This is a genomic window from Thermomicrobium sp., from assembly GCF_053493975.1.
Window position 1 is genome coordinate 1 of sequence record NZ_JBRBZA010000065.1, and the last position, 9,466, is coordinate 9,466.

Genomic DNA, 9,466 nt, shown 5'->3' on the forward strand with positions numbered 1-9,466 from the left:
GCCCCTCACTGGGGCGCAGCGCACCGACCACCATGCGGAGAAACGTCGTCTTGCCGGATCCACTCGGCCCGAGGAGACCGTAAATCACCCCACGGGGAATCACGACTGTCAGGCGGTCGATCGCCCGCAGCGGACCGAAGACGCGAGAGACTCCCTCCGCGACGATCGCGGCGTCGCTCGCTTCGGTAGAGAGCGGGAGGCTGACCATCGTTGCCCGCCCTGCCTTCCTGTTGACGTCGTCCGCTTCGGGGTGACGTTCCGTGTCAGCCGAAGAATAACCGAGTGAGGCAGCGTGTGCAGGCAACGCGGAGTCTACGCGGATGGTGCAAGCACGTCGTGAGGACCGTAGCCCGATGACGAGAGGACGTGCGTTCCCGACGCGGTCGCTCGAGGGGTGCTCGTCCGCTGAGCCGTGGCGAACGACAGCGGTGAGAATGCACGCGGGGCGTTGACAGTGCGGCCCTCCTGGCTACAATGGTAATAGATAGAGAAAATCGGCAAGCGAAGGGCGAATCGGCCATGTTCCTGCGCTGGCGAGACGAGGCGATTCAAAGCCTGCGGGAGCAAGAGTTCGATCTTTTGGTCATCGGGGGTGGGATCACGGCGGCTGGAGTCGCATTCGATGCGGCCGCGCGAGGACTACGGGTGGCGCTGGTCGAGGGGCGTGATTTTGCGAGCGGAACGAGCCGTTGGTCAACGAAGCTGATTCATGGAGGGATCCGCTACCTGCCGCAGTTCGATATCGGATTGGTTCGCGAGGCCCTCCAGGAACGAGGACGACTGCTCGCGAATGCACCGCTGCTCGTTGAGCCGTTACTGTTTCTGTTACCTTTGTATCGCTTCAATCGACGGCCTCTCGGCATCGGTTGGTTACCGCAGCAGCCGGCGTTGCAGGCGTTGCTGGTCCGCACCGGCCTAGCCACCTATGATCTGTTGGCAGGACGACTCAACGTCGGACGGCATCGCAGTGTGTCCTCGGCTCGCATTGCGGAGTGGGTGCCCTCGCTGCGGACACGGGAACTCTTAGCGGCCTACTCTTATTATGACGCCCGGACGGAGGACGCTCGACTCGTCTTCGATGTCTTGGCATCGGCAGCCGAGCGGGGTGCGGTGATCGTCAACTACGCGCGCGTGGTCGGCTTCGAGAAAGCAGGTGGGCGGTTGGCGGCGGCCTGGGTGCGCGACGGGGTGAACGGTGAGGACCTGCTGGTGCGCGCCAAGGTGTTCGTGAACGCGACCGGGATTTGGGGCGAGGAATTGGAGCGTCTGACCGGTGAGCCACCGGTGGTCCACATCGCTCCGAGCAAAGGAGTGCACCTGATTCTCCCGATCGAACGGATCGGTCTGAAAGATGTGGCAGTCGTCCTGCCGGAAACCGACGATGGGCGGCTGTTGTTCGTCGTGCCGTATCGACCGTACGGTGACGTAGCGATTCTCGGGACGACCGACACGGGGTCGGGGCCGCTCGAGACTCCCGTGGCGACCGACGCGGACATCGACTATTTGCTCGACCATGCCAATCGCTATTTCGAGACCACGTTGACGCGTGCCGATGTGATCAGCGCCTATGCGGGCTACCGTCCACTGATCCGGCGCGGACTGGTGGAAACGACGGCGCGATTGTCCCGATCGCACGAGCTCATCGAGCACGCCAATGGGCTGATCTCGATCTTGGGAGGGAAGCTCACGACGTTCCGTGCCATGGCTGAGGAAACGGTCGATGCGGTGGAGCGTCGGTTGGGGCGACCGATCCGGCATGTGACTGCCCAGCTTCCTCTGGCTCGCCGCCGAGACTGGAAGCAGGTCGTCGAGACGGTGACGGCGCAGGCGCGCGAGATGGGGCTCGAGGCGCATGTCCCGTGGTTGCTCCGCGGCTACGGTGCAGCGGCTCGAGATGTGCTCGACCTGGCAGCCGAGGAGAGCCACCTGGCCCGACCGATCGTCACGCATTTGCCATATCTTTTGGCTGAGGTCGTCTATGCTACCCGGTACGAGCAGGCTCGACACCTCGATGATGTCTTCGAGCGCCGTACCTTCATCTTGTTTCTCGATTGGGACCACGGCAACCAGGCCACAGCGGAGGTCAGCGACCTGATGGCTCGGGAACTCGGGTGGTCGGCAGAGCACCGGCAGCGCGAGGTCGAGCGCTATCGGCAGCACGTGCTCGAGGTCTGCGGGGCGGTGCGGGGTGTGGCCGACCGTCTCGTGCCCGGTTCGGTCGTGCCGTAGCGACGGTGCAGGGTCAGATCGAAAGGGGGTGGTGCCGGGTAGGAGGTCGAGCAGTCGAGGCGCAGTCGGGGGACGCTCGTTGAATCCTTTCGAAGGGAGGGGAAACAATGGATAACTTTCTAGCGGAACTGATCGGGACACTCATCTTGGTTCTCCTCGGCGATGGTGTCGTGGCAGCGGTGCTGCTCACGCGTTCCAAGGCACAGAATTCTGGCTGGATCGTGATCACTGCTGGATGGGCCTTTGCGGTCGCGGTCGCGGTGTACGCTGTCGGGCGCATCAGCGGAGCGCACATCAATCCAGCAGTGACGCTCGGGTTGGCAGTCACCGGGGAGCTCGCGTGGGGCGACGTCCCCATATACATCATTGGGCAGTTCGTCGGGGCGTTTGTCGGTGCTGTTCTGGTCTGGCTTGCCTACCTGCCGCACTGGGCAGCCACCGAGGATCCAGGCCTCAAGTTGGCGGTGTTCTCGACTGGACCAGCGATTCGCAACTATCCACTGAATCTCGTGACTGAGATCATCGGCACGTTGATGTTGGTCTTCGGAGTCCGCGCGATTCTGGCGAACGAACTGGCGAGCGGACTCGCACCGCTCTTGGTCGGCGTGCTGGTGTGGGGCATCGGTCTCTCGCTTGGTGGACCGACCGGCTATGCGATCAATCCAGCCCGTGATTTGGGACCGCGCCTGGCGCACGCGATCTTGCCGATCCCGGGCAAGGGGAACTCGGATTGGCAGTACGCGTGGGTCCCGGTCGTCGGGCCGATCATCGGGGGTATCGCGGGCTCGCTCCTGTTCGAAGTGACTCTCGCGTAAGCGGGGTGTGCTGGCCTCGATTCGGTGTGGAGAAAGGAAGAACGCAGTCATGAAAAAGCTGATCAACGACCCACAGCAGGTAGTCCGCGAAGCGCTGGAAGGAATGGCGGTAGCCCATCCTGACCTAGTAAAGGTCAGCTTGGAGCCCAAGTTCGTGTACCGAGCCGATGCACCGCGAACCGGCAAAGTAGCAGTCATCTCCGGCGGCGGTAGTGGGCACGAGCCGATGCACGGTGGATTCGTCGGGTACGGCATGCTCGATGCAGCCTGCCCGGGTGAGGTTTTTACGTCGCCGACACCCGATCAGATGTACGAGGCTGCCAAGACGGTTCACGGTGGCGCTGGGGTGCTGCTCATCGTGAAAAATTACGCCGGTGATGTGATGAATTTCGAGCTGGCGGCGGACCTCCTGCGCGGCGACGGTATCGCCGTCGAGTCGGTGTTGATCGCTGATGACGTCGCGGTCGAGTCGAGTTTGTATTCACAGGGGCGTCGCGGTACAGGCACGACCGTGCTAGCCGAAAAGATTCTCGGGGCGGCAGCAGAACTCGGCTATCCGCTCGACCGCTTGGCGGAGCTCGGTCGCCGAGTAGCCGAAAATGGACGCTGCATGGGGATGGCGTTGACGTCCTGCACGGTGCCGCATGTCGGTAAGCCGACGTTCGAACTCGGGCCAGAGGAAGTCGAGATCGGTATCGGTATCCACGGTGAGCCGGGTCGCTACCGTGAGCCGTTGCGGCCAGCGGACGAGATCGTCGAGCGGTTGATGGAACCGATTCTGAGTGACCTGCCCTTCCGAGAGGGCGATCGGGTCATCTGCATGGTCAATTCGATGGGTGGGACCCCGCTCCTTGAGCTCTATATCGTCTATCGCAAGGTTGCCGCGATGTGTGCCGAGCGTGGTATCACGATCGCCCGCAATCTGATCGGGGCCTATATCACCTCGCTCGAGATGGCCGGTGTCTCCATCACGTTGCTGCGGGCTGACGACGAGATGCTGCAACTATGGGATCACCCGGTTCAGACGCCGGCATTGCGGTGGGGACGGTGAGACTCGGCAGCATCGCCAACGAGGCGTACGGCGGAGAGATCGGGGGAAGCGATGGATCTGACCCTTGACTGGGCATTGGCGTGGATGCGTCGAGCCGCCGAGCTCATGGGAGCGAATCGGGACTATCTGACCCAGCTCGACGCAGCGATTGGCGATGCTGACCATGGTGCCAATATGGACCGCGGTTTCCGAGCAGTCCTCCAGAAGCTCGACAATGACCATCCGACCGAGCTGGGCGCGACTTTTCGGCTCGTCGGCATGACGTTGCTCGCAACCGTTGGGGGGGCGTCGGGGCCGCTCTACGGCACGCTGTTCCTCGAGCTCGGCAAGCGAGTCGCTGGACGGGCCGAGGTGGGTGCGCAGGAGTGGGTGGCGGCGCTGCGGGCCGCGATCGAGATGGTCGCTCAGCGTGGCCAGGCGCAGCGAGGCGACAAGACGATGATCGATGCCCTCCTGCCGGCTGTCGAGACACTCGATCGGGAGTTGACCCAGGGCGGTGATCTAGCCACCGCCCTGCGGGCGGCCGTCGTGGCGGCCGAAGAGGGGATGCGCGCGACGATTCCACTGCAAGCCCGGCGCGGGCGAGCGAGCTATCTGGGTGAACGCTCGATCGGACACCAAGATCCCGGTGCGACGTCGAGTGCACTACTGCTGCGGGCGGCTGCCGAGGCCTGGACGATGACGCAGTCGCCGCACGAGGTGTCCCCGTGACAGACTGCTGTAAGCGGTGGCAATGTCGGATCGAGACATGAGGAGGGTGGACGATGAGTCGCTACGTGCTCGCGATCGACCAAGGGACGACGAGCACGCGGGCCATGATCTTCGATCGCGAGAGTAACGTAATCGCGATCGATCAGCGCGAACATCAGCAGATCTATCCACAGCCTGGGTGGGTCGAACATGACCCGCTGGAGATCTGGGAGCGGACCCAACAGGTGGTCCGCACCGCGCTCGAGCGGGCGGGAATCCGCGGGAGCGAGATCGCGGCGATCGGTATCACGAATCAGCGCGAGACGACGGTCGTCTGGAACCGAGAGACTGGTCAACCGTACTGTAACGCGGTCGTCTGGCAGGATACCCGCACCGATCAACTCTGCGCCCAGCTGGAGCGCGAGGGCTACGGTCCGCTGTTCCGCGAGCGAACGGGGTTGCCGATCAGCACGTATTTCTCCGGCCCCAAGCTGCGCTGGCTCTTGGAGACTCATCCGCAGATCCGCGCTGACGCCGAGAAGGGCCTCGCTCTTTTCGGGAATATCGATACCTGGCTGATCTGGTGGTTGACCGGTGGTCCGAACGGTGGTGCTCATGTCACCGACGTCTCCAATGCCAGCCGGACCATGCTGATGAACCTCCGGACCCTCGACTGGGACGACGAAATACTCGGTATCCTGCACATTCCGCGCCAGATGTTGCCGGCTATCCGCCCGTCGTCCGATCCGAACGCCTATGGGTATACGGTCGACGACGGTCCGCTCGGCGCGCGGGTACCGGTGTGTGGTGATCTGGGTGACCAGCAAGCTGCTCTCGTCGGGCAAGCAGGACTACAGCCGGGCATGGCCAAGAATACCTACGGCACCGGCTGCTTCCTCTTGCTGAATACGGGGACCGAGATCGTTCCGTCCAAGTACGGTTTGCTGACGACGGTCGCGTACCGGTTCGGGGATGGTCCCTGCGTGTATGCGCTGGAGGGATCGATCGCGATTACCGGTGCGCTCGTTCAGTGGCTGCGCGACAACCTGGGTCTGATCAGCCAATCGGCTGAGGTCGAAGCACTCGCACGCTCGGTCGAGGACAACGGGGGTATCTACTTCGTCCCCTATTTTTCGGGAGCCTTTGCGCCGTACTGGCGCGCGGATGCGCGTGGCGTGATCGTCGGTTTGACCCGCTTCGTCACCCGGGGTCACGTCGCGCGGGCAGCGCTGGAGGCGACGGCCTACCAAACGCGCGACGTGGTCGATGCGATGGTGGCGGACGCGGGCATCCAGCTGGCAGAGCTGCGCGTCGATGGTGGCATGGTGCAAAACGAACTCTTGATGCAGTTCCAGGCGGATATTCTGAACGTGCCAGTGGTCCGGCCGGTCGTCACGGAGACGACCTCGCTGGGCGCGGCGTACGCCGCGGGACTGGCGGTCGGCTATTGGGCGAACGAGCAGGAGATCGCCCGATACTGGAAAGAGGCCAAGCGCTGGCATCCACACATGGCTGCAGAACAGCGCGACGCCCTCTACCGGGGTTGGAAGAAGGCGGTCGAGCGGAGCTTCGGCTGGGTCGAACTCTAGGCGAGCGCACTGCCCGACCGGTTCGAAAAGGGGCGAGCGGGCAACGGTGACGGAGCGTCAGGCGCTCCGCGCTGCGGCGCTCCGTCGCCATCCATCTCGTGTCAGATGATCGGTCGTTCGATGGAGGGCACGGTGTGGTCGGCTTGGTGATCGTTTCGCACAGTGCCAAAATCGCGGAAGGCACTCGCGACTTCGCGCTCGAGATCGCGAAAGGTGCCGTGCCGATCTATGCGGTCGGCGGAGTCGCCGCTGATCAACTGGGCACCGATGTGACCAAGGTCCTGGAAGCGCTGCAAAGCGCACTGGAACAAGCCGACGAAGTCCTGGTGCTCGGTGACCTCGGCAGTGCCCTGCTCGGAGCGCGTACCGCGATCGACATGCTCGACGAGGAAGCGCGCCAGCGCGTTCGGATCAGTCAAGCGGCGCTCGTCGAAGGTGCCGTGATCGCGGCAATCGAGGCCTCAGTGGGAAAGTCCTGCGAGGAGGTCGAGGCGGCGGCCCAGCGGGCGGTGACCATGGTGAAAAGTGCGCTCTAGCGTCAGTGCGCGGTCGACAAGTCTTTCGGGAGGCGACATGGAACGAGCTATTTTCCGGCTCGTCAATCGTTCCGGCTTGCATGCGCGCCCAGCAGCGCTTTTTGTCCAGACGGCCGCTCGCTATCGCTCGGCGATTCGGGTGCGCTCGCTGACGCGTGACACCTCGTATGTCGATGCCAAGTCGATCCTCGGTGTCCTGGGTCTCGGAGCAGAGTGCGGACATGAGATCGAGGTGGCCGTGGAGGGCGAGGACGAACGCGAGGCACTGGCAGCGCTCAAGCAACTCTTCGAGCAGACCTTGGCACAGGAGGAGACGACGTAATGGGGCGGCAGGTACTCCGCGGCGCGCCAGTGGTTGCCGGCGTGGCGATCGGGCGCTGCTGGTGGTTCCGTAGATCGGCGGAAGCCGAGCGTCCCCATGCCGATGAGCAAGCCGGCGACCCTATCGAACGACTGACGCAGGCACGAGCGCTGGCTCGCGCCGAACTCGAGCAGTTGATCGCGTCCGCGCGTGACCGCCTCCCCGCGTCGGAACTGGCTATCCTCGAGGCCCAACTCTTGATGATCGATGATCCCGCTTTGGAGCAGACCTACCGGGAGGGGATCGCACAGGGGAAGTCCCCGGCAGCGAGTTGGCAAGACGCAGTCAAGAGCTTCTCTCAGTTGCTGAGCGCCTTGCCAGACCCGACCCTGCGGGCACGGGCGGCTGATGTAGAGGACATCGGGGAACGCGTCCTGCGTCATCTCATGGGCGACAGCGCCTCCCCGGAGCTGCCACCGGAACCCGTCGTCTTGTGCGCGGAAGATCTCGTTCCTTCCGACGTCGTCGCACTGCCTGCGGAACGAATCCGCGGTCTCGCTCTCGTCAGTGGAGGCCCGACGTCGCACGTGGCGATCTTGGCGCGGGCGCTCGGTCTTCCCACGGTGATGCAGGTCGGAGAGGAACTCCGGGCGGTCGCGGAGGGAAGTTCGGTGCTGCTCGACGCCTACGAGGGGCAGCTCGTCCTCGAACCCGATCCAGTGGAGATCGAGGAGGCGCTGGCAACTGAAAAAGTTCACGAGCGTGAACGACAACGGGCCGAGGGACAGCGCTTCGAGCCAGCGCGCACGCGCGATGGCTATCGGGTAGAGGTCGGCGCGAACATCGGCCGCCCCGCCGAAGCGCGTGCTGCGATCGATGCAGGCGCCGAGGGGATCGGCCTGCTCCGGACGGAGTTCCTCTTCGTCGATCGAGACGAGCCGCCCACCGAAGAAGAGCAAGAGCGAGCACTCCGGGCGATCGCCGAGGTACTCGGCGGTAGGCCACTCGTAGTCCGAACATTGGATATCGGCGGTGATAAGCCTGTCCCCTATCTGCCTCTCCCGAAAGAGGACAATCCTTTTCTCGGGCTTCGTGGGCTACGCCTGCTGCGGCGCTACGAGGATCTGTTGCGTACCCAGTTGCGCGTCCTGTTACGGCTCGGCTATCCCGATCTGCGCATCATGTTCCCGATGGTTGCCACCGTCGAAGAATTCCGTTGGGCGCGTGCAGTCACGACCGAGGTCGCACGGGCGTTGGAAGCTGCGGGGCAGTCGATCGAGCGATTTCAGCTCGGCATGATGGTCGAAGTGCCGGCCGCCGCCTTGCTCGCTGAACGATTCGCGATCGAAGTCGATTTCTTCAGTATCGGGACCAATGACTTGACGCAGTATGTGTTGGCGGCCGATCGGGGACATCCGGAACTCAGTGACTACCAGGATCCCCTGCATCCCGCGGTGCTGCGCTTGATCGATCAGGTCTGCCAGGCGGCTCACGCCTGCGGAAAATGGGTCGGGGTCTGCGGGGAAGCTGCCGGCGATCGGGTGGCAGTACCCGTCCTGATCGGGCTCGGAGTCGATGAACTGAGCGCAGCGCCCTCGCGGGTCGCAGCCATCAAGGACGAGGTACGGCGATGGTCGCGCGAGGCGGCGCAACAGGTCGCGCGTGCAGCACTGAACGCGAGCGATGCCGCCGAGGTGCGAGCGGTCGTCGAGCAGGCTCGTGCGGGGCTCTGACGTCAGCTGAGGGTCCGCAGATGCGCCGAGGAAGCTCGGTCATCGGCGCACAAGCCCGCGGTCTGGGGCGAGTGCCGAGCGAGCAGTAGTCGAGGCGGCGAGAACGAGGCACGGGCGCGAGATTTCGCTTCTCGTCCCTGGAGTGCCTCGCCTGTCGCAAGACGTCCGCTCTCAGCGAGACCGTCTCGACGAGTGGATGCCCCCACCGAGCCACCAGCACACATGCAGCAGGGCGTGCCTCGAGGAACAACGTGGCCTGGCGATTCCAGGCACTCTGCGGGTACCGGTCCTCGAGTCGGACGCACTGGGCCTGCAGTTCCGCGGGGAGTGACGCGATGTCGGGCCAATCGACCTCGATCAAATTGCCAGCCGGGTCACGGCCATAGAGTTGGACATTCCCGTTCGGGAGCTGGACGAGGTGGTGGGCGAACGTCTCTCCGTCCAAGCAGCCGCGCGCTCGTGCCTTCTCGTAGACGGCGGGAAGATCATCGACTGTCAAGGCGAAGTGCGCATAACGCCGTG

At 64.0% G+C, this 9,466-nt stretch carries 9 protein-coding genes; 8 read left to right on the forward strand and 1 reads right to left on the reverse strand.

Going from position 1 to position 9,466, the window contains the following annotated elements:
- A partial coding sequence (locus tag ACWIVK_RS10695) for an ATP-binding cassette domain-containing protein (RefSeq protein ID WP_448576676.1) occupies window positions 1–208 on the reverse strand: 208 nt, incomplete at its 3' end.
- A 311-nt stretch (window positions 209–519) separates the two neighbouring features.
- Between ACWIVK_RS10695 and ACWIVK_RS10700 the strand changes: the two genes are divergently transcribed.
- The 8 genes from ACWIVK_RS10700 (at window position 520) to ptsP (ending at window position 8,944) form a co-directional block, all read left to right on the forward strand.
- Window positions 520–2,229, forward strand: coding sequence for a glycerol-3-phosphate dehydrogenase/oxidase (locus tag ACWIVK_RS10700; protein WP_448576677.1), 1,710 nt, complete (start codon window positions 520–522; stop codon window positions 2,227–2,229).
- A 107-nt stretch (window positions 2,230–2,336) separates the two neighbouring features.
- A complete protein-coding gene (locus ACWIVK_RS10705) occupies window positions 2,337–3,044 on the forward strand; it encodes an MIP/aquaporin family protein (RefSeq protein ID WP_448576678.1) in 708 nt (235 codons plus the stop codon).
- Window positions 3,045–3,093: 49 nt separating this feature from the next.
- Entirely contained in the window at window positions 3,094–4,095 is a 1,002-nt protein-coding gene (gene dhaK, locus ACWIVK_RS10710) for a dihydroxyacetone kinase subunit DhaK (protein ID WP_448576679.1), read from the forward strand.
- Between the two features lie 51 nt (window positions 4,096–4,146).
- The gene (gene dhaL, locus ACWIVK_RS10715; RefSeq protein WP_448576680.1) at window positions 4,147–4,806 is read left to right on the forward strand and encodes a dihydroxyacetone kinase subunit DhaL; all 660 of its coding nucleotides are present in this window, start codon (window positions 4,147–4,149) and stop codon (window positions 4,804–4,806) included.
- 53 nt (window positions 4,807–4,859) lie between these two features.
- Complete coding sequence (glpK, locus tag ACWIVK_RS10720) at window positions 4,860–6,374, forward strand: glycerol kinase GlpK (protein WP_448576682.1); 1,515 nt, start codon at window positions 4,860–4,862, stop codon at window positions 6,372–6,374.
- A gap of 134 nt (window positions 6,375–6,508) precedes the next feature.
- The gene (gene dhaM / locus ACWIVK_RS10725; RefSeq protein WP_448576683.1) at window positions 6,509–6,910 is read left to right on the forward strand and encodes a dihydroxyacetone kinase phosphoryl donor subunit DhaM; all 402 of its coding nucleotides are present in this window, start codon (window positions 6,509–6,511) and stop codon (window positions 6,908–6,910) included.
- A 37-nt stretch (window positions 6,911–6,947) separates the two neighbouring features.
- Window positions 6,948–7,232 (forward strand): HPr family phosphocarrier protein, encoded by a 285-nt coding sequence (locus ACWIVK_RS10730; protein ID WP_448576684.1) that lies wholly within the window; start codon window positions 6,948–6,950, stop codon window positions 7,230–7,232.
- Window positions 7,232–8,944, forward strand: a complete 1,713-nt coding sequence (gene ptsP / locus ACWIVK_RS10735; protein WP_448576685.1) for a phosphoenolpyruvate--protein phosphotransferase — start codon at window positions 7,232–7,234, stop codon at window positions 8,942–8,944. The genes ACWIVK_RS10730 and ptsP overlap by 1 nt, the downstream gene beginning before the upstream one ends.
- Window positions 8,945–9,466 lie beyond the last annotated feature (522 nt).